The 20551-nt window shown below is 66.0% G+C and carries 14 protein-coding genes; 6 read left to right on the forward strand and 8 right to left on the reverse strand.

The features are described from left to right. The first annotated feature begins 18 nt into the window (after positions 1-18). From ACZ5IQ_RS27750 to ACZ5IQ_RS27765, 4 genes are all read left to right on the forward strand, one after another. Positions 19-3213 carry an arabinosyltransferase domain-containing protein gene (locus tag ACZ5IQ_RS27750; RefSeq protein WP_464480551.1) on the forward strand — a complete coding sequence of 1065 codons (3195 nt, stop codon included), beginning with the start codon at positions 19-21 and terminating at the stop codon, positions 3211-3213. Between the two features lie 183 nt (positions 3214-3396). Then, positions 3397-4197 (forward strand): DeoR/GlpR family DNA-binding transcription regulator, encoded by an 801-nt coding sequence (locus tag ACZ5IQ_RS27755; RefSeq protein ID WP_212807507.1) that lies wholly within the window; start codon positions 3397-3399, stop codon positions 4195-4197. Between the two features lie 78 nt (positions 4198-4275). Then, positions 4276-5514 (forward strand): glucose-1-phosphate adenylyltransferase, encoded by a 1239-nt coding sequence (glgC, locus tag ACZ5IQ_RS27760; protein ID WP_212807509.1) that lies wholly within the window; start codon positions 4276-4278, stop codon positions 5512-5514. A gap of 53 nt (positions 5515-5567) precedes the next feature. Then, complete coding sequence (locus tag ACZ5IQ_RS27765) at positions 5568-5924, forward strand: WhiB family transcriptional regulator (protein ID WP_371824588.1); 357 nt, start codon at positions 5568-5570, stop codon at positions 5922-5924. A 31-nt stretch (positions 5925-5955) separates the two neighbouring features. On the opposite strand, the gene ACZ5IQ_RS27770 is transcribed toward ACZ5IQ_RS27765, so the two are convergent. After that, positions 5956-6870 (reverse strand): LysR family transcriptional regulator, encoded by a 915-nt coding sequence (locus ACZ5IQ_RS27770; protein ID WP_318983975.1) that lies wholly within the window; start codon positions 6868-6870, stop codon positions 5956-5958. A 58-nt stretch (positions 6871-6928) separates the two neighbouring features. Between ACZ5IQ_RS27770 and ACZ5IQ_RS27775 the strand changes: the two genes are divergently transcribed. Then, complete coding sequence (locus tag ACZ5IQ_RS27775) at positions 6929-7693, forward strand: SDR family oxidoreductase (protein ID WP_318983976.1); 765 nt, start codon at positions 6929-6931, stop codon at positions 7691-7693. Positions 7694-7706: 13 nt separating this feature from the next. Here ACZ5IQ_RS27775 and ACZ5IQ_RS27780 read toward each other — a convergent pair whose 3' ends face one another. From ACZ5IQ_RS27780 to ACZ5IQ_RS27800, 5 genes are all read right to left on the reverse strand, one after another. Further along, positions 7707-9104: a nitrate/nitrite transporter gene (locus ACZ5IQ_RS27780; protein WP_318983977.1), complete on the reverse strand. Its 1398-nt coding sequence runs from the start codon at positions 9102-9104 to the stop codon at positions 7707-7709. Positions 9105-9277: 173 nt separating this feature from the next. Further along, positions 9278-10021, reverse strand: a complete 744-nt coding sequence (gene narI, locus ACZ5IQ_RS27785; RefSeq protein ID WP_318983978.1) for a respiratory nitrate reductase subunit gamma — start codon at positions 10019-10021, stop codon at positions 9278-9280. Then, positions 10018-10704, reverse strand: a complete 687-nt coding sequence (gene narJ, locus ACZ5IQ_RS27790) for a nitrate reductase molybdenum cofactor assembly chaperone (protein WP_318983979.1) — start codon at positions 10702-10704, stop codon at positions 10018-10020. Before narJ ends, narI begins: the two co-directional genes overlap by 4 nt. After that, the gene (narH, locus tag ACZ5IQ_RS27795; RefSeq protein ID WP_318983980.1) at positions 10701-12296 is read right to left on the reverse strand and encodes a nitrate reductase subunit beta; all 1596 of its coding nucleotides are present in this window, start codon (positions 12294-12296) and stop codon (positions 10701-10703) included. Before narH ends, narJ begins: the two co-directional genes overlap by 4 nt. Positions 12297-12308: 12 nt before the next feature. Next, on the reverse strand, positions 12309-15974 hold the full coding sequence (locus ACZ5IQ_RS27800) for a nitrate reductase subunit alpha (RefSeq protein ID WP_406784112.1): 3666 nt from the start codon (positions 15972-15974) through the stop codon (positions 12309-12311). 557 nt (positions 15975-16531) lie between these two features. Here ACZ5IQ_RS27800 and ACZ5IQ_RS27805 point away from each other — a divergent pair. Next, positions 16532-17770 (forward strand): HNH endonuclease, encoded by a 1239-nt coding sequence (locus tag ACZ5IQ_RS27805; protein WP_318983982.1) that lies wholly within the window; start codon positions 16532-16534, stop codon positions 17768-17770. 117 nt (positions 17771-17887) lie between these two features. Here ACZ5IQ_RS27805 and ACZ5IQ_RS27810 read toward each other — a convergent pair whose 3' ends face one another. Then, positions 17888-18814: an alpha/beta fold hydrolase gene (locus ACZ5IQ_RS27810; RefSeq protein ID WP_318983983.1), complete on the reverse strand. Its 927-nt coding sequence runs from the start codon at positions 18812-18814 to the stop codon at positions 17888-17890. A 157-nt stretch (positions 18815-18971) separates the two neighbouring features. Further along, positions 18972-20546: an acyl-CoA carboxylase subunit beta gene (locus ACZ5IQ_RS27815; protein ID WP_212807528.1), complete on the reverse strand. Its 1575-nt coding sequence runs from the start codon at positions 20544-20546 to the stop codon at positions 18972-18974. Positions 20547-20551 lie beyond the last annotated feature (5 nt).

Consider the following 20551-nt stretch of genomic DNA (forward strand, 5'->3'; position numbering starts at 1 on the left):
CCCGATCAGGGTCTTCCGATGACCGGGACGGGAATGAACGCACAGCAAGTCAAGGTCACCCGGTGGGTGGCCATCGTCGCGGGCCTGATCGGCTTCGTGCTGTCGGCACTGACGCCGCTGCTGCCGGTGGTACAGACGACAGCGCAGCTGAACTGGCCGCAGCAGGGCCAGTTCGGCAACGTGACGGCGCCGCTGATCTCGCAGACGCCGGTGACGATGACGGCGACCATCCCCTGCGACGTGCTGCAGACGCTGCCGCCCTCGGGCGGGCTGGTGTTCGGCACGGTACCCAAGGACGGCAAGCAGGCCGCACTGAACGGCCTGCTGGTCAACGTGTCCAGCAGCCGCGTCGACATCACCGACCGCAACGTGGTGATCGCCAGCGTGCCGCGGCTGAAAGCCATTGGTAATCCCGGTTGTTCGCGCATCGAGATCATCTCCGACAAGAACGGCACCTTCGCGACGTTCGTCGGGCTGACCGGCACCGACGGCAAGGAACTGCGCACCGGGTTCGCCGACCCGAACCTGCGGCCCACCGTCGTCGGCATCTTCACCGACCTCAAGGGCGCTGCTCCGCAGGGACTTTCGGTGTCCGCCACCATCGACACCCGGTTCATCAACCGGCCGACCATCATCAAGTACACCGCCATGTTCGGCGGCATCGCGGCGACCATCGTTGCGCTGCTGGCACTTTGGCGGCTGGACCGCCTCGACGGCCGTCGCATGCAGCGCCTCATCCCGAGCCGCTGGCGGACCTTCAACATCGTCGACGGCGTCGTGATCGGCGGGTTCCTGCTGTGGCATGTGCTGGGCGCCGGGTCATCTGACGACGGCTACATCCTGGGCATGGCGCGCGTCGCGCCGCATGCGCAGTACATGATCAACTACTTCCGCTGGTTCGGTAGCCCCGAGGATCCGTTCGGCTGGTACTACAACGTGCTGGCCCTGATGACGCACGTCAGCGACGCCAGCATCTGGATCCGCCTGCCGGACTTGATCTGTGCGCTGATCTGCTGGCTGTTGCTGTCCCGCGAGGTGCTCCCCCGCCTCGGACCCGCAGTCGTGGGCAGCAAGGCCGCCATGTGGGCCGCGGGCCTGGTCCTGATGGCCGCGTGGATGCCGTTCGACAACGGCCTGCGCCCCGAAGGCCAGATCGCCACCGGCGCCCTGATCACCTACGTCCTGATCGAACGTGCCATCGGCACCAGCCGGCTGACCCCGGCGGCGCTCGCCATCATCAGTGCGGCGTTCACCCTCGGGATCCAGCCGACCGGCCTGATCGCCGTGGCGGCGCTGCTCGCCGGTGGCCGACCGATTCTGCGCATCCTGGTGAAGCGGCGCCGCGAGGTCGGCACCTGGCCGCTGGTGCTCCCACTGCTGGCCGCCGGTTTCGTCGTCCTCACCGTGGTGTTCGTCAACCAGACCGCGGCAGGCGTGTTGGAGGCCACCAGGATTCGCACCGCGATCGGCCCGAGCCAGGCCTGGTACACCGAGAACCTGCGGTACTACTACCTGTTCCTGCCGACGGTCGACGGCTCGATGACCCGGCGCTTCGGCTTCCTGTTGACCGCGCTGAGCCTGTTCACATCGATGTTCATGATCCTGCGGCGCAAGCGGGTTCCCGGTATCGCCCGCGGACCGGTGTGGCGCCTGATGGGCATCATCTTCGCCACCATGTTCTGCCTGATGTTCACCCCCACCAAGTGGGTGCACCACTTCGGCCTGTTCGCGGCCGTGGGCGCCGCGATGGCCGCGGTGGCCACCGTGCTGGTGTCGCGGTCGGTACTGAAGTCGGCGCGTAACCGCATGGCCGTCACCTCGGCGGTGCTGTTCCTGCTGGCGCTGGTTTCGGCCACCACCAACGGCTGGTGGTACGTGTCCAGTTACGGCGTGCCGTTCAACAACGACATGGTCGCTGTCGGCGGAATCAAGCTCAGCACAATCTTTTTGGCGCTGTTCGTGATCACCGCGGTGTGGGCGTTCTGGCTGCACTTCAACAGCGACCGTCCCGAAGGCCGCCTCACCCGACTGGTCACGGCGGCCCCGATTCCCCTGGCCGCCGCGTTCATGGTGGTGGTGTGCGTGGCATCGATGGCGATCGGCGCGGTGCGCGAGTACCCGACGTACTCGAACCTGGCGAGCAATCTGCGCGCGCTGAAGGGCGGCTGCGGGCTGGCCGACAACGTGCTGGTCGAGCCGGATTCGAACGCCGGTTTCCTGACGCCGCAGCCCGGTGAGTACGGGCCGCTCGGCGCGCTGGGCGGCGTGGGCCCCGTCGGCTTCACCCCCAATGGCGTGCCGGATCGTATTGTCGCCGAGGCGATTCGGCAGGACTTCCCGATGCCGGGCACTGACGCGGACTGGGACGCCGCGACGAAGCTCAAGACACCGGGTATCAACGGTTCGACGGTGCCGCTGCCCTACGGCTTGGACCCCGCGCGGGTGCCGGTCGCCGGCACGTACATCACGGGACCGCACTCGCAGGCCAAGCTGACGTCGGCCTGGTACGGCTTGCCGGCCGCCGACGCCGCGCATCCGCTCGTGGTCGTCACGGCCGCCGGCACCATCACCGGCTACAGCTCGCTCAAGGGCCGCACCGAGGGGCAGACCGTCGAGCTGGAGTACGGCCGCACCGGCCCCGACGGGCACCCCGTCGCCGGCGGACGCGTCGCACCCTACGACATCGGCCCCACCCCGTCGTGGCGCAACCTGCGCTTCGACCGTCGCGAGATTCCGGCCGACGCCACCTACGTCCGCGTTGTGGCGGTGAACCTTTCGCTCAACGAGGGCGACTGGATCGCCGTCACCCCGCCGCGCGTGCCCGAGCTCAAGACCGTCGAGCAGTTCATCGGCAAGACCCAGCCGGTGCTGATGGACTGGGCTGTCGGCCTGGCGTTCCCGTGCCAGCAGCCGATGCTGGTGCGCAACGGCGTGACCGAGGTGCCGAAGTTCCGCATCACACCGGACTACACCGCCAAGAAGCAGGACACCGACACCTGGCAGGACGGCATCAACGGCGGCCTGCTGGGCATCACCGACGTCCTGCTGAAGGCCCACGTGATGTCGACGTACCTGTCCGACGACTGGGGCCGGGACTGGGGCTCGCTGCGTCAGTTCACGACCGTCGTCGACGCGACGACGGCCGAGCTGGACCTGGGCACCGCGGTCCACAGCGGGCTGTGGTCACCGGGGAAGATGCGGATCAAGCCCTAGCTCACTGCGCCGGATGGCCAGTTGTCACACGCTTTCGTCGGAAAGCTGTGATGACTGGCCATTCGGCGTTTGTGGGTATGCCCGTCTGATGGCGCGCCGAGGCGCCCTTGACAGATTCCCAATAAAACACAATCATTAGCAATCAAATCCAAGTGTTGCAGATCACAGATCGAGGGAGGTGTCGTGGCATCCACAGGACCCGCCTCCCGCGATGCTGCGGGCGCTCTCTACGCCGACCAGCGCAAACAGCAGCTACTCGAGATGCTTCGCCGCGATGGTCGAATCGACGCCGCCCGGACGGCGTTGGAGCTCGGCGTGACGGGCGAGACCATCCGCAAGGACCTCATCCTGCTGGAGCGCCAGGGCCTGTTGCGGCGGGTGCACGGTGGCGCGGTACGCGTCGACTACCTCCCCTACGAACCTGCCGTCGAGACCCGGACCGAGTTCCTCGCCGAGAAGGCCCGCATCGCCAAGGCCGCGCTCGCACATCTTCCGGAACGTGGATCGGTTCTGATCGACGCCGGGTCCACCACCGCGCAGCTGGTCGAGCAGTTTCCCGGCGACCGCGAACTCACCGTGTACACCAACTCGTTGACGCAGGCACTGACCCTGCTCAACCGGCCACTGCTGACGGTCTACACATTGGGCGGCCGGGTCCGGTCGAAGACCTTTGCCGAGGTGGACGATTGGGCGGCCCGCGCGCTCGCCGAGATCAACGTCGACGTCGCCTTCCTGGGCGCCAACGGCATCAGCATCGACCGCGGGCTCACCACCCCCGCCCCGTCTGAAGCCGCCGTGAAACGACGCATGCTCGCGTGCGCACACCGCCGCATCCTGCTCGCCGACCACAGCAAGTTCGGGGCCGTCAGCGGCGCCCAGTACGGCCGGCTGGAAGACATCCAGCTGCTGATCACCGACACCGGCGTCGACAGCCGGCAACTCTCCGAGCTTTCCGCCGCCGGCGTGACCGTGGAGCAGGCGTGATATCTGCCGCCAACGCAACAACTTTCGCCAATCCATGAGTTCACCAGCCGTCGCCCGCTGCCCAGAAGGAGAATGCACATGGCCGATCCGAAAATCCTCGGTCTGGTCCTGGCCGGAGGCGAAGGCAAACGGCTGTCCCCACTGACACTCGACCGAGCCAAGCCCGCGGTGCCGTTCGCCGGACTGTACCGACTCGTCGACTTCGCGCTCTCGAATCTGGTCAACGCCGGCGTACTGCGGATCGCCGTCCTCACGCAGTACAAGAGCCACAGCCTCGATCGCCACATCACCACGACGTGGCGAATGAGCAGCCTGCTCGGCAACTACGTGACTCCCGTACCCGCCCAACAGCGTCTGGGCCCGCAGTGGTACACGGGTTCGGCCAACGCCATCCACCAGTCACTGAACCTCATTCACGACGAAAAGCCCGATCTCGTTGCGGTTTTCGGCGCCGATCACGTGTACCGCATGGACCCGCGGCAGATGATCAAGCAGCACCTCGACGGTGGCGCCGGCGCCACCGTCGCCGGAATCCGGGTGCCGCGTGGCGAGGCGAGTGCCTTCGGCGTGATCAAAACCGCGGGCGACGGACGGCAGGTCGAGGCGTTCCTGGAGAAACCCAGCGACCCGCCGGGCCTACCCGACGCCCCCGACGAATCGTTCGTCTCGATGGGCAACTATGTCTTCTCGACCGAGGTACTCATCGATGCGCTACATGCCGACGCCGCCGACGAGTTCAGCAAGCACGACATGGGTGGCGACATCATGCCGATGATGGTCGAACAGGGCCGCGCCCAGGTCTACGACTTTCAGAGCAACCAGGTCCCGGGCACCCATGCCGAGAACAGCGGTTACTGGCGCGACGTCGGAACGTTGGACTCCTACTACGACTCCCACATGGACCTGTGCGCCGTGGTCCCGGCTTTCGACTTGTACAACAGCGCGTGGCCGATCCTGACGCACATTCCGCCCCACCCACCGGCGAAGTTCGTCCACGATGATGGCGACCGGGTCGGCCGCGCCGTCAACAGCGTCATCTCCAACGGCGTGATCATCTCCGGCGCGCTGGTCCGAGAATCGGTCCTGTCACCTGGTGTTCGCGTCGAGGAGCACGCCACGGTGGACCGCTCGGTGATCCTGGACAACACCGTGATCGGCGCACATGCCTTGGTCCGCAACGCCATTGTCGACAAGAACGTCGTGATTCCGGCCGGCGCCCAGGTCGGCGTCGACAAGGAGCATGACAGGGCACGCGGCTTCGTCATCTCCGACGGCGGGGTGACGGTCGTCGGTAAAGGCCAACGGGTCACCGCATGACCAACAACCGAGTAGGAAGCAGGAGGTAGAACATGATCGGGAAGCGAACCGCGTTGCCACTGCCCGCACCGGCGATCCGGCCGGTGGCCGACGAATGGGAATGGCAGGAGTCTGCCCGTTGCCGCTCAATGGATTCCAGCGTCTTCTTTCACCCCGACAACGAACGGGGCCGGGCGCGTAGACAACGCGAACAACGCGCCAAAGAGATTTGTCGCCAATGTCCGGTGAAGGCCCCGTGCGCCGCCTTTGCACTGCTGTCCGGCGAGCCGTACGGCATCTGGGGTGGCGTATCTGAATCCGAACGTCTTGCTGCGCTGGGTATTTCAGATCCGCGCGCGGCCGGAAACCTGAGTACGTCGAAGCGCCGGGAGGCCCGACGCGCCGGACTGGCTGCTGCGAGCGGTGAATAGGAATAGCGCCACACCGCCGGGAACACTGAACTCACTCGTGGTCGGTGACGGCACTGCGCACGCACTCCCGCAGCCACTGGTGGCGACGATCGAGTTCGAACGCAGGATGCCAGATCATCCGGTAGGGCATCGTCGCGATCTCGGCCGGCGCGGGCAGCAGGCGTAGTTCAGAGCCGGCGATCCAAGCGTCGACAAATCGACCGGGAAGTGTTGCCACCAAATCGGTTCCATGAAGCATCGGAAGCGTCGCGGTGTGATACGGCACCGTGACCACCGCCCGGCGGACCCTGCCCAGCTCCGCGATGCGGTAATCGATATCGGGCTGCACCCCATCCGCCACGTCCACGACCACGTGGCCGAACTCGAGATACTCCTCAAGGGTTATCGCGCCTCGCGCCGCCAGCGGATGCCCTTCGGATACAACGCACTTGAAGTGCTCGGTGACGAGCTGAGTGGCGTTCAGATCGTCCGGCGTGTGGCCCCCGTAGAGCCCCAGATCGACCGCGCCACGGCGGATCTGATCCTCGATCCCGTCGGGGCGCCAGCTGCGGAAACGTATTGTCGTGCCAGGTGACTGCGATCGGATCAAGCGTGCGATGGCAGGGCCGTAGGTGTGGACAGCGTAGTCACTCCCGGCGATGTGGACCGGCTGCGTTGACGCGCCGGGATCGAACTCCGCTGGCGCCAGGAGGGTTTCGAGCAGCGGTATCAGCGTGGTGAGCTGGCGGTGAATGTCCTCGGCACGGGCCGACAGCCGGAATCCGTCCGGATCGCGAACGAGCAGCGGGTCATCGAGCAGTCTGCGCAGCCGCTGCAGGGCGCGGCTCATGGCAGGTTGGCTGAGCCCGATTCGGGACGCAGCGCGCGATACCTGCCGTTCCTCGAGCAGTGCGACCAATGGTGTCAGCAGATTCAAGTCTGCCCGCTCGGTATGCGTCGTGAGCATAGCGAATATCATAGATATGCATGTGACAAATGGTCGGTGCGCGAGCAGGCTTGGAGCCATGAAGATTTCCGGCAACACCATTTTCATCCCGGGTGCCACGAGCGGCATCGGGCTCGCGTTGGCAATCGCCCTGCGGGACAAAGGAAACAACGTCATCATCGGCGGCCGCCGCGAACAGCTGCTCCGCCAGATCACCGCCGAACATCCCGGGATCGATGCGGTCCGTATCGACACCGCGGACCCCGACAGCATCCAAGCCGTGGCCACTCAGGTGCTGGCCGAGCATCCCGATGTGAACGTGGTGATCACCATGGCCGGGGTGATGAAGATCGAAGACTGGCACGCACCGGAGAGCTTCCTGGCTGCGGCAGAAACGACCATCAACACCAACGTGCTGGGCACGATCCGGCTCATCGCCGCATTCATCGAACATCTGCAGACCCAACCCGCTGCCACTGTCATCACCGTGTCGTCAGGCCTGGGATTCACTCCGCTGAAGGTGACTCCGAGCTACAACGCCTCCAAAGCTGCCATCCACCTGCTGACCGAGACGCTGCGGCTGCAATTCGCCGGTTCCTCGGTGGAATTCAAGGAACTCCAGCCGCCCGCGGTGCGGACCGACCTGGTGCCCGGGCAGCGCGACAGCGAGTGGGCCATGCCGCTCGAGCAGTTCGTGAGCGAAGTCGTCGCGATCCTCGAGAACCAGCCGGCTGCCGATGAGATTCAGGTCGAGAACGTCAAGTTCTTACGTTATGCCGAAGTGCGCGGTGAGTACGACCATGCGGTGGCCGTTCTCAACTCGGCCGACCCGCACAGCAACTGACCGGACGGCCGACTCAGGCCACGCCGACCGCTTCGGCCGGCTGGGCGGGTTCGATCACAGGCAGCGGGGTCCGGATGTAGCGCGTCCAGGTCAGCGTCAGGGCGGCGATGTAGAAGGTGACGAACACCCAGAACGCCGCGGTGGCAGAACCACTGGACAGGTAGGACTGCCGCAACGCCAGGTTGATGCCCACGCCTCCCAGCGCGCCGATGGCACCGGCGAAGCCGATGAGGGCGCCGGACATCCCGCGGGACCAGTTCTGCCGGTCGATCTTGCTGCCCACCACCGAGTGGCTGCGGGCCTCGAAGATCGACGGGATCATCTTGTACACCGAACCGTTGCCGATACCCGACAGGATGAACAGCGCGACGAAGCCGACGATGAAGCCGGTCAGGGTGGCCGCGTCGACGGCACCGCCAGTGTGGTCGTGGTAGGTCGACACCGAAATCAGCAGTGCGCCAAACACGATCATGCCGGCGAAGGCTGCCACGGTCACGCGAGCACCGCCGATGCGGTCGGCGAGCTTCCCGCCGTAGACCCGGGCCACCGAACCGAGCAGCGGACCCACGAACGCGATCTGAGCCGCGTGCAGCGCCGCCTGCGCGGCACTCTGGCCACCCGCGACGAAGTTGATCTGCAGGACCTGGCTGAAGGCGAACGAGAAGCCGATGAACGAGCCGAACGTCCCGATGTACAGGAAAGCGATGCTCCAGGTGTCCGGCTCGGTCAGGATGGCACGCATCGCCCCGGAGTCGATTCGGTGCTGTGCAAGGTTGTTCATGAACAAAGCGGCACCGATCGCGGCGACAGCCAACAGGACAAGGTAGATCGCGCACACCCAGTGGGGTGCGCGGTTACCCGCCACGGCGATCACCAGCAGGCCCACCACCTGAATGGCCGGCACACCGAGATTGCCTCCGCCGGCGTTGATTCCGAGCGCCCAGCCCTTGAGTCGCTGCGGGTAGAACGCGTTGATGTTGGTCATCGACGACGCGAAGTTGCCACCACCGAGGCCGGCGAGTGCCGCACACACGAGATACGGCCACAACGGAAGCCCCGGATGCGCCAGCAGCCACATGCTGCCCAGCGTCGGAACGAAGAGCACGAGCGCGGAGAAGACGGTCCAGTTGCGGCCACCGAAGGTCGCGGTCGCCATCGTGTACGGGATGCGCAGGCAGCCACCCACGAGAGTCGCGGTGGCGGCCAGCAGGAACTTGTCCCCGGCGGTGAAGCCGTACACGGACTGCGGCATGAACAACACCATGACCGACCACATGGTCCAGACCGAGAGCCCGATGTGCTCCGCGATCACCGACCAGATCAGGTTCCGCCGGGCGACATTCTTGTTACCGGCCTCCCAGGCAACGATGTCTTCGGGGTCCCAGTCAGTAATGGTTCGAGATCGAAACATGTTGCAAACATAGAATTTTCATGTTTCCCCGAGGCTCCGAGCGATGACCCGGCGGTGACAATTCACTCACCCGCAGGCGGGTCATCGTGTGAGGCGTCTCAAACGCCGAACGTGAAGTAGATGACCAAGATTCGGCGATTTCTCGCTCTTGACGTTCGGCACAGCAGCAGGATCTAGACCCAGCGACTGCGAGGAGGCGGCGCCTGCGGCGTCACCCAGGCCTTCGCGTACCGACTGTTGCTGGCGCGCTGCGGGTCCCGGCTGCGGTAGACGACGTACGGCCGCACCAGGTACCCGACCGGGGCGCTGAACATGTGCACCAGCCGCGTGTAGGGCCAGATACCGAAAAGCGTCAGGACGATGAGCACGTGCACCTGGAAGGACAGGGGCGCTGTCGACATCAATTCGGGCGTCGGGTGCGGAGTGAAAAGACTCCGTAGCCAAGGGGATACGGTCTCCCGGTAGTTGTATGCCGACACCACGTTGCCCAGGGTGTTGACCATGCCGGTGACCAGTGCGCCGACCAGCAGCAGGTACATGAGCTTGTCACTGACGGTGGTGGCAGCGCGTACGGCGGGCACCTTCGTACGGCGGTACAACAGGATGGCGGCGCCGGCGATCACCGCGAACCCCGCCGGCGCACCCATCCCGATCGCCATCAGGTGATAGGTGTGTTCGGAAATGCCGATCGCCGAAGTCCACGATTCCGGGATGAGCAGGCCGACTACGTGTCCGCCCAGCACGCCGAGGATGCCGAAGTGGAACAGTGGGCTGCCGAGCCGCAGCAGTCGGCTCTCGTAGATCTGCGATGACCTTGTGGTCCAGCCGAATTGGTCGGTCCGGTAGCGCCAGATGTGCCCCAACACGAACGACGTGAAGGCGATGTACGGCAACGTCATCCACAAGAGGTTGGTCATCGTCTGCCTCCAGTCATGGCGGGATCCATCATCATCGGATCCATGCCGAACGGATCCAGGCCGACGTCCTCCTCTGGCGGGCCGTCGGCGGCGAGTTCAGTGATGCGCCGGCGATCGGCGGTGTTGATCGGCGGCAGGGTCGCCAGGACCGCGGCCAGCAGAGCGGCATATGGAGAACCGCTGTCCTGCAACGACAGCCGCAACAGCTCGAGAACCGGCACGTGCTCGGCCAGGAGTCGTTCGCCGCGCGCCTGGTCGACGGTGGCGGCGAATTCGAGCACCAGCGGCAGGTAGTCGGGCAGCTCTTCGTCGCCGATGGTGATGTCCGCCTGCCGATAGGCGTGCTTGAACCGCAGCAGCGCCATCCCTCTCTTGCGGGTGTCGCCGTAGGCGTAATACGTCAGGTGCAGGCTCGTCCGTCGGCGCATGTCGAACGTCTCGACGTACCGGGTGGCGCGCTCGGTGGCGTTGGTCTCGCAGAAGTACCACAGGAAGTCGGTCACGTGAGTGCGGATCGGCTCCGGCAGTTCACCTGCGGCAGCAGCCAGTTCGTCGGTGAGGGCGCATGTTTCGGCGGTCGGGTAGTCGAGCAACAGCGCCGTGATGCGCCACACCAGCCGTTGCTGGTGCTCGGACAGGTCCGGACCGGTCGCCGTCCGGCGCCCCAGGGACAGGAGCTTCATCGGCTCGGCACCAGTCCGTCGGGACTGCGGCCGTCCCAGTTGAGCAGGTTGACCCGCGTCGGATCGTCCTTCGGCACAGCACTGTTGGTGTCGACGAGGTGGAACTTGTCAGCCATCGCGTCGAAGGCCGACATTCCCGGACCACCGTCACCGTCGAGGCTGCAGCCGGTGGCGATCGCGTCGAGTCGGTGCGCGTCGGAACCCGCACCGCTCGGAATGACGTATCGGTCTTGGTATTTGGCGATGGCCAGCAGCCGGTACATCGACTCGATCTCCTCGCCGGTGAGTCGCACCGACTCGGGAATGGTCTCGTCGAACTCCTCGCCGAGGTTCGCCGACCGCATGTAGGCGCGCATGGCGGCCAGTCGCTGTAAGGCCGCCCGGACGGGCCCGACCTCCCCCGCGGTGAACAGCTCGGCGAGGTACTCGATCGGGATCCGCAGCGTGTCGATGGCGCCGAACAGGTTGTTCTTGTTCTCGCCGTCGTGGCCGGTTTCCTTGAGGATGTCCACCACCGGCGACAGCGGAGGGACGTACCAGACCATCGGCATGGTGCGGTATTCCGGGTGCAACGGCAGCGCCACCTGGTAATCGACGATCAGCCGGTAGACCGGTGAATTCTGCGCAGCCTCAATCCATTCGGGCGAGATGCCGGCTCGCTCGGCCTCGGCGACCACGCGCGGGTCGTGCGGGTTGAGGAACACCCCGAGCTGCGACGGATACAGGTCCTTTTCATCGGTGACCGACGCCGCTTCCAGCACCTTGTCGGCGTCGTAGAGCATCACACCGATGTACCGCAGCCGGCCGACGCACGTCTCGGAGCAGACCGTCGGGATACCCACCTCGACACGGGGGTAACAGAAGGTGCACTTCTCGGCCTTGCCGGTCTTGTGGTTGAAGTAGATCTTCTTGTACGGGCAGCCGGTGACGCACTGGCGCCAGCCGCGGCACTTGTCCTGATCCACCAGGACGATGCCGTCCTCGGCACGCTTGTAGATGGCGCCCGACGGGCACGCCGCGGCACAGGCCGGGTTCAGGCAGTGCTCGCAGATCCGCGGCAGGTAGAACATGAACGTCTGCTCGAATTCGAGCTTGACCTTCTGGCTGACCTCTTCGACCTTGGCCAGCAACGGATCCCGGCCCACCTGCTCGGGTCCGCCGCCGAGATCGTCGTCCCAGTTGGCGCCCCAGGTGACCTTGGTGTCCTGCCCGGTGATCAGCGACTTGGGCCGGGCCACGGGCGTCGTGTCCATCAATGGCGACGACAGCAGGTTGTCGTAGTCGTACGTCCACGGGTCATAGTAGTCGCTGACCGTGGGCAGGTCCGGATTGGCGAAGATGTTCAGCAGCCGCTTGAACCGCGAGCCCGATCTGAGCGTGAGCTTGCCGCGCTTGTTGAGCGTCCACCCGCCCTTCCAGCGCTCCTGGTCCTGGTACTGGCGCGGATAGCCCTGCCCGGGGCGGGTTTCCACATTGTTGAACCAGACGTACTCGACACCGCTGCGGTTGGTCCACGCCTGCTTGCAGGTGACGCTGCAGGTGTGACAGCCGATGCACTTGTCGAGGTTCATCACCATCGCAAGTTGCGCCATGACTCTCATAGGTCAGTACTCCACTTCTTGCGAACGGCGACGGATCGTCGTCACCTCGTCGCGCTGATTACCCGTGGGGCCGTGGTAGTTCAGTGCGAAGGACTGCTGGGCATAGCCGCCGATCAAGTGCGTGGGCTTGATCATGATGCGGGTCAGGGCGTTGTGAATACCGCCGCGCTTGCCGGTCTTCTCGGTACGCGGCACGTCGACCGCCTTGTCCTGGGCGTGGTACATGAAGACCAGGCCCTCGGGCATCCGGTGGCTGACGATCGCGCGCGCGTTCACCACACCGTTGCGGTTGGTGCACTCGATCCAGTCGTTGTCCTTCACCCCGATCTTGGCGGCGTCGACATCCGACATCCAGATCGCCTGTCCACCACGGGAAAGCGTGAGCATGTACAGGTTGTCCTGGTACGCCGAGTGGATGGACCACTTGGAGTGCGGTGTCAGGTAGCGGACGGTGATGCCACCACTGGTGTCACCGACGGCCGGCTCGTCGAACAATGCGGTCATGTCCAACGGCGGGCGGAACGTCGGCAACTGCTCCCCCATCTCGTCCATCCAGTCGTGGTCGAGATAGAAGTGCTGGCGCCCGGTGAGGGTGTGCCACGGCTTGAGCCGCTCGGTGTTGATGGTGAAAGGTGAATAGCGCCGGCCACCGGTTTCGGACCCCGACCACTCCGGCGAGGTGTTGACCGGCATGGGCCGGGACTGGGTGTCCGCGAAGGTGATTCGCTTGCCTTCGTTCTCGGCGGCCAGGTCGACGAGTTCGGTTCCCGTCCGACGCTGCAGGGCCTCAAAGCCCTCCACCGCCAGGCGGCCGTTGGTGGTGCCGGACAGCGCGAGGATGGCTTCGGCCGCGTGCGTGTCCTTGGCCAGCGACGGCCGTCCCGCCGCGACGCCACGATCGGACACTCCGTTGACGCCGGCCAGGTACTCGACTTCGGCATCGGGGTGGGTGGTGACGCCCTTGACCGTCAGACCCAGCGTTTCGACGAGGGGGCCGAGCGCGGCCATCTTGTCGGCCAGCGCCGGGTAGTCGCGTTCCACCGTCACCAGGCGCGGCATGGTCTTTCCCGGAATCGGTTCGCATTCGCCGGCTTTCCAGTCCAGAACCTTTCCGCCGGGCTGGGCGGTGGCGTCGGAGCTGTCGTGGGCCAGCGGCATCGCGACGATGTCCTTGCGCTTACCCAGGTGCTTCTCGGCGAGCCAGGAGAAGCCGCGGGCGATCCGGTGAAAGGCGTCGAAGTCGGTCTTGGTTTCCCACGGCGGCGAGATGGCCGGCGAGAAGGCGTGGACGAAAGGATGCATGTCGGTACTCGAGAGGTCGTGCTTCTCGTACCACGTCGCGGCCGGGAGCACGATGTCCGAGTACAGCGTCGTGCTGGTGTTGCGGAAGTCCAAGGACAGCAGCAGATCCAGCTTCCCTGCCGGTGCCTCGTCGCGCCAGCGCACATCCTGCGGATGTACGCCGTCCTCATCGCTGGCCGCCACGTTGTTGTCGGCGCCCAGCAGGTGCTTGAGGAAGTACTCGTTGCCTTTCGCCGACGAGCCCAGCAGGTTCGACCGCCACACCGTCAGGCAGCGCGGGAAATTCTCCGGAGCATCCGGGTCCTCGCAGGCGAACTGCAGGTGCCCGGACTTCAGGCCGTCCAGTACATGCTGTGCAGCGTCCTTGCCCTGACGCTCGGCTTCGTCGGCCAGATCCAGCGGATTACGGTTGAACGTCGGGTAACTCGGCATCCACCCCAGCCGGCTCGCGAGAGCGATGTTGTCCGCCGCGGTGCGGCCCGCCAGCATGCCGGTGGCGAGCGGTGAGGTCATCGGCTCGGTGGTGAACCTGTCGTAGCGCCACTGGTCGGTGGCCAGGTACCAGAAAACGGTGCCCTGCATCTGGCGCGGTGCCCGCTGCCAGTCCAGCCCGAATGCCAGTGTCCCCCAGCCTGTTACCGGACGACACTTCTCCTGGCCGACGTAGTGTGCCCAGCCGCCGCCGTTGACGCCCTGACAGCCGGTGAGCATCACAAGAGACAGGAACGAGCGGTAGATCTGATCCGAATGGAACCAGTGATTCGTGCCGGCACCCATGAGGATCATCGAGCGGCCTTTGGAACGCTCTGCGTTGTCGGCGAATTCGCGCGCGATACGCTCCGCGGCCTGCGCCGGCACGCCGGTGATGGCCTGCTGCCACGCCGGGGTGTACGGCTCGGTGGCGTCGTCGTAGCCGGTGGGCCAAGTGCCCGGCAGACCGTCACGGGCCACGCCGTACTGGGCAAGCATGAGGTCGAAGACCGTGGTGACACGCTGTCCCGCAACGATTCTGGTCGGGACGCCGCGCTCCAGGACGCCGGGCTGGTCGGTATCGAACCGAGGGAGTGCAACGGTAGCGACATCATTGGCGCCACCGTGCAGCGTGAGGAGGGGGTCGACCCCCTGCAGGTCCAGGTTCCATTTTCCTTCACCGGAGGCGGTGAAGCGATGGCCCAGGGACCCGTTCGGCACCACCGGGGCGCCGTCGGCGTCGAGCAGTACCGGCTTGGAGACCGCGGCTTCCGTGTCCGCGTGTTCGCCGCCGAGATCCGCTGCGGTGAGGAACTTTCCGGGCACCAACCGGCCGTCGCGCTCGGTCAGAGCGACCAGGAACGGCAGGTCGGTGTACTTCTTGACGTAGTCGGTGAAGTACGGGGTGTTCTTCTCGACGAAGAACTCCTTGAGGATGACGTGGCCCATCGACATCGCGAGCGCGGCGTCGGTACCCGGGTGGGCCGGCAGCCATTCGTCGGCGAACTTGGTGTTGTCGGCGTAATCCGGCGACACCACAACGACTTTCTGGCCGCGGTAGCGCGCCTCGGTCATGTAGTGCGCGTCGGGCGTGCGCGTGACGGGGACGTTCGAGCCCCACATGATCAGATAGCCGGCGTCGAACCAGTCGGCGGATTCGGGGACGTCGGTCTGGTCACCGAACACCTGCGGCGATGCCACCGGCAGGTCGGCGTACCAGTCGTAGAACGACAGCATCGACCCGCCCATGAGCGAAATGAACCGTGCCCCAACGGCATGACTCACCATCGACATGGCGGGGATCGGTGAGAAGCCCGCGACACGGTCCGGGCCGTAGGTCTTGACGGTGTAGACGTGGGCGGCCGCGGCGATCTCGGCGGCCTCCCACCACTCGGCGCGGACGAAGCCGCCGCGGCCGCGCGCCGACTTGTAGGCCTTGGCCTTCACCGGGTCCTCGACGACGTCGGCCCAGGCCAGCACCGGGTCCTGCAACCGTTCCTTGGCTTCGCGGTAGTAGTCGAGCAGGAGACCCCGGACGTACGGATAACGCACGCGCGCAGGCGAATACGTGTACCAGGAGAAGGACGCGCCACGAGGGCAGCCGCGCGGCTCGTATTCGGGCTTGTCGGCGCCGATCGACGGGTAGTCGGTTTGTTGCGACTCCCAGGTGATCACGCCGTCCTTGACGTAGATCTTCCACGAGCACGAACCGGTGCAGTTGACGCCATGCGTGGAGCGCACCACCTTGTCGTGGGCCCAGCGGTCGCGATAGAAGTCGTCCGCCGAGCGCCCGCCGACCTTGTGGATCGTGCGCTGGTCCCCGGAGATCTCGCCGCGGTGAAAGTACTTGGACAGTCGCAACAACGCATCGCCGGACGTCGCCGGGCTTCCTGCCAACTCGGCCACAAAGCCCTCCTTTCGAGCCGTCGAAACATGAGGCTAGAACCGGCCGAACGACTGTCAAAAGAACGCACAGAACCCCTCTGAGCCTGTGCGACCGCGTTAACAGGGCTGTCATGTCCTGAAACAGACGCGATTTCGGCATCGTGGTTTCTACCTGCGAAGATTCGCCCGTCAGGACTGACGCGCAGCAGCCGGTGTGCGTCACCCGTCACATTGCCGCGGCCGTGCGCCCCGGATTTCTTATCAGCGCGGTAACAAACCGGAGGCGGTGCCCGGAACGGTAGATCCCCTTCCACAGACAACCCTCACGCGCGATTCCGCCGCCTACAAAATCGACGTACACCACGCCTTCGGACGGGCTCTGGCCATCACCGCCGGGCGAGTCAACCATCATCACCGGCCTACTCGGTGAGGTCCTCGCCGAATACACCGACCCGCACCCGGCCTACGCCCGGCAACCGTCGGCCGCGCTCGCCGGTGTCCTGAGACCTCACCACAAAAATGCGAAAACCCACCGTTGCGAGTCGAACATATGTTCGATATAGTGTGTTATGGGAATCGCACCGGAACTCACCACCAGCCTCGACACCCTCCGCGGCGTGCAGGTCCCCGACGACATGCCCGCGGGCGACATTCTGGAGGCGCTGCCGTACGTGGTGAAGCTGCGCAATGTGATCGATCATCTGGCAGCGATGGTGACCGGGGTGCTGGATCGCCGCGGGGTCGCGGCCGCGCAGGGACGGACGTCGCGGGAGGTGTTGATGGCGTTGGGGTGTGCCCCGTCGGTGGCACAGCGACTGGTGCGTGTCGGCGGCGCGTTGCCAATGTTGCCGACCCTCGCTGCGCACGCTCGCGATGGGGCGATCTCCGGTGAGCATGTGGATGCGATCGTCAAAGGCATCAACCACATCCAAGCCCGCGCACCCGGTGAGGTGGACGAGGAGACCCGGTTCGCGCAGGTGACCGATCTGTTGGGGCAGTTCTTCTCCGGCGCCACCCCCGCAGACATCGACAAACGCGCCCGCCGGCTGGGCAACCGGGTCGCCGCCGCCGAAGGGGGCCTGCCGGCCGCCGAGGATCGGTCGGTCAACACCGTCGAGCACCGCGTCACCTCCGATGGTCGGGTGCAGGTGCGCGCGGACTTGGACGTGGAGGTGGGCGCCAAGCTGGTCGCAGCGATCGAGGAACACTCGGCACCGCGGCCAGAACCCGACGGCACCCCCGACACCCGCACGGCGGGCAGGCGGCGGGCCGACGCGCTGGAAGCGGTGCTGGACATCGCCGCCCGCGGCGGCGACACCGCGTCCGCGCCGCGCACCCAACTGCTGATCACCGTGCCCGCCGACGCCCCCGACCTGGCCACACTGGAATTCATCGGATCGATCAGCACCATGACCCTGGAACGAATCTGCTGCGACACCACCGTCACCACCATGATCGTCGACGGCGAACACGTACCCCTCGATATGGGGCGCGAGAAACGCCTGTTCCCGGCGCACCTACGCAAAGCGCTCTATCACCGCGATGAATGCTGCATCAAATGCGGCGCCCCACCCGGACGCACCCACGCCCACCACATCATCCACTGGACCCACCACGGTGAGACCTCACTAGCCAACGGCTGCCTGCTGTGCCCAGCCTGCCACGCCAACGTCCACCACGACGGCTGGGACGTCGTCATGGGCCTGGACAAACACCCCTGGCTCATCCCACCCGCGGCCGTCGACCCACACCGAAAACCCATCCCCGCATACAACCGCCGCACCATGCACCTCGACACAGCCGCCTAACACGCAAAGCATTGCGCACCTTGACAACTCAATAGAGAACCTGGCCCTCATGTTCGCGCGGCGGGTCGAATTCGCATCCGCCGCGCGAACATCACGGCTCGCCAATTTCGGCAGCGCCTAGGGTGTCCCGATGAAGTCGACGCCGGCGGTGATCGCCGGGCGATGCCGCAGAATCCGGTAGTGGGCCAGCCGGCCCAGGCCCTTCGTGGTCTCGAGCCGCGCGCCAGGCCACACCTCTGCGATCTCGACACTGGACGAGTAGGGGCTGTCCGGATCATCCGGATCGTGGATGAGCAGTAGCGGCCGGTCGCCGGCGTATTTGGCCGACGCGGTGATGTCGGTGCCCAGCAGCGGCATGCCGAGCCGTCGGTCCAGGCGCCGGTGCAGGCGGTCCCGGATCCGCGGCCCGAAGTTGTGGCGTTCGGCGAAAGCGTCCAGGTACCAGGTGAAGTCGCCCATCGGGGCGAGGAACACCAAGCGCCCCGTCTGCGCACCGCGCGCCGCGGCCAGCGCCGCCGCCTTTGCACCCAGCGAATGACCGACTACGGCGTGCGCCGGCCCGTGCTGAGCGATGACGGCCCGCACTGCTTCCGCGCACTCGACGATGGTGGTGCGGCCCGGCGCCAGTGCCCCCGGCTCCGAATCGTGGTGGCTGGGGAGGTCGAACGCGATGACCCGATACCCCGCCGCGACAAGGGGTTTGACGAAAACCGCCATGTGCGCCCGGCACCCGCCCCAGCCGTGTACCAGGTAGACCAACGGGCCCGAACCCCACGACTGCCCGGCAATGCGGTGGCCGTCCCACGCCGCTTCAAACGGCGTGCTGTCCGGCAGACCGGGCGGCATCTTGGTGCTCAGGTCGACGTCCGGAACCGTGCACCACAATTCGGTGGCCCAGCGAGCTCCGATCGCGGGCGCGAACCGCTCCAGCCACCAGAAGGCCCGGCGCGTTCGGGCCGGGACCGGGGGGAGCACACCGGCATCGGTGTCGGTCACCGCTTCGCCGTTTCGAGCCTGACCGGCACGCGATTCCGTCAATGCCATGCGTCAACCACCTTGGTACGAAGAGTGTCATCCTGCGACGACCGTCGCTGACGGTCTGGCACTACCCACGACGGCCCCATCGCAAACATCGGCCACCAGACGCAAATGTCCCCCAAACACTGTGTGTCGGGGGACATTTGAGTCAGCTCGCGCGAGATCAGAGTGGCGTCAGGCCGTGCTTGCGGGCGATGCGGTCGTGCTTCTGCTTGTCGCGCAACAACTTCAGCGACTTGCGCAGCAGCAGCCGGGACTCGTGCGGCTGGATCACGGCATCGATGTAGCCACGTTCTGCCGCGGTCCACGGAATCGCCATGTTGGCGTTGTAGCCCTCGATGAAGTCCGCCTTGATCTTCTGCACCTCGGGCGCATTCGGATCGGGGAAGCGCTTCACCAGCAGCTGCGCCGCACCCTGGGCACCGATCACCGCGATGCGTGCGGTCGGCCAGGCGAAGTTGAGGTCGGCCGACAGCTGCTTCGAGCCCATGACGGCGTAACCACCGCCGTAGGCCTTACGGATCACGAACGTCACCTTCGGCACGTCGGCCTCGACGATGGCGTTGAAGAAGCGGCCACCGCGCTTGATGATGCCGCCGGTCTCCTCGGCGACACCCGGCAGGGCGCCGGGGGTGTCGACGACGAAAACCAAAGGCAGGTTGAAGGAGTCGCAGAACCGGATGAACCCGGCCGCCTTGTCGGAGGCCTCGTTACCGATGGCGCCCGCCATGAACAGCGGCTGGTTGGCGATGACGCCGACCGGCCGGCCGTCGACCCGCGCGAACGCGGTGATCATCTCCGGAGCGCGCTGTTCGGCGATCTCGAAGATGTCGCCGTCGTCGAACATGCGGAGCAGGATGTCCATCATGTCGTAGCCGGCGTTGTCGGCGTCCGGCACGATCTTGTCCAGCTCGAAGTCGCTGGGCGTCAGCTCCGGCTCCAGGCCCGGGTTGACGATCGGCGGGTCGTCCCAGGTGTTGGCAGGCAGGAAGCTCAGGTAGTCGCGGACGTACTGGAAGGCGGCGGCCTCGTCCTCGACGACCTTGTGGATGTTGCCGCGCTGCGCCTGGACATCCGCGCCACCGAGCTCGTCGAAGGTCACGTCCTCGCCGGTGACGTCCTTGATGACGTCCGGGCCGGTGATGAACATGTAGCCCTGATCGCGCACGGCCACCAACAGGTCGGTCTGGATCGGCGAGTACACCGCACCACCGGCGCACTTGCCGAGGATGATCGAGATCTCCGGCACCGTGCCGCGCAGCATCTCGTGGCGGCGGCCGAGCTCGGCGTACCAGGCCAGCGAGGTGACGGCGTCCTGGATGCGGGCACCCGCGGAGTCGTTGATGCCGATGATCGGGCAGCCGACCATGGCCACCCACTCCATCAGCTTGGCGACCTTGCGGCCGAACATCTCGCCGACCGAGCCCTGGAACACCGTCTGGTCATGGCTGAACACCGCGACCGGACGGCCGTCGATGGTGGCGTGGCCGGTCACCACACCGTCGCCGTACAGCGCGTTCGGGTCGCCGGGCGTCTTGGCGAGCGCGCCGATCTCGAAGAAGCTGCCCGGGTCGACGAGCGCGTGGATGCGGGCGCGGGCCGACGGAATGCCCTTCTTGTCGCGCCGCGCCTTGGCCTTCTCGTCACCGGGATCGGCTGCCAGCTCCAGCTTTCGGCGAAGCTCTGCGAGCTTCTCTGCCGTCGTGGCAGGGCTGCGCTGTTCGGTAACTTCAGTCACGGTTC

Source organism: Mycobacterium toneyamaense, from assembly GCF_055384815.1.

Bases quoted from the DNA above. Each gene is read 5' to 3' on its own strand.
- ACZ5IQ_RS27810 (WP_318983983.1), bottom strand. From the start codon at position 18,814: ATGGCATTGACGGAATCGCGTGCCGGTCAGGCTCGAAACGGCGAAGCG.
- ACZ5IQ_RS27805 (WP_318983982.1), top strand. From the start codon at position 16,532: ATGGGAATCGCACCGGAACTCACCACCAGCCTCGACACCCTCCGCGGC.
- narJ (WP_318983979.1), bottom strand. From the start codon at position 10,704: ATGAAGCTCCTGTCCCTGGGGCGCCGGACGGCGACCGGTCCGGACCTG.
- ACZ5IQ_RS27750 (WP_464480551.1), top strand. From the start codon at position 19: ATGACCGGGACGGGAATGAACGCACAGCAAGTCAAGGTCACCCGGTGG.
- glgC (WP_212807509.1), top strand. From the start codon at position 4,276: ATGGCCGATCCGAAAATCCTCGGTCTGGTCCTGGCCGGAGGCGAAGGC.
- ACZ5IQ_RS27780 (WP_318983977.1), bottom strand. From the start codon at position 9,104: ATGTTTCGATCTCGAACCATTACTGACTGGGACCCCGAAGACATCGTT.
- narI (WP_318983978.1), bottom strand. From the start codon at position 10,021: ATGACCAACCTCTTGTGGATGACGTTGCCGTACATCGCCTTCACGTCG.
- narH (WP_318983980.1), bottom strand. From the start codon at position 12,296: ATGGCGCAACTTGCGATGGTGATGAACCTCGACAAGTGCATCGGCTGT.
- ACZ5IQ_RS27770 (WP_318983975.1), bottom strand. From the start codon at position 6,870: ATGCTCACGACGCATACCGAGCGGGCAGACTTGAATCTGCTGACACCA.
- ACZ5IQ_RS27775 (WP_318983976.1), top strand. From the start codon at position 6,929: ATGAAGATTTCCGGCAACACCATTTTCATCCCGGGTGCCACGAGCGGC.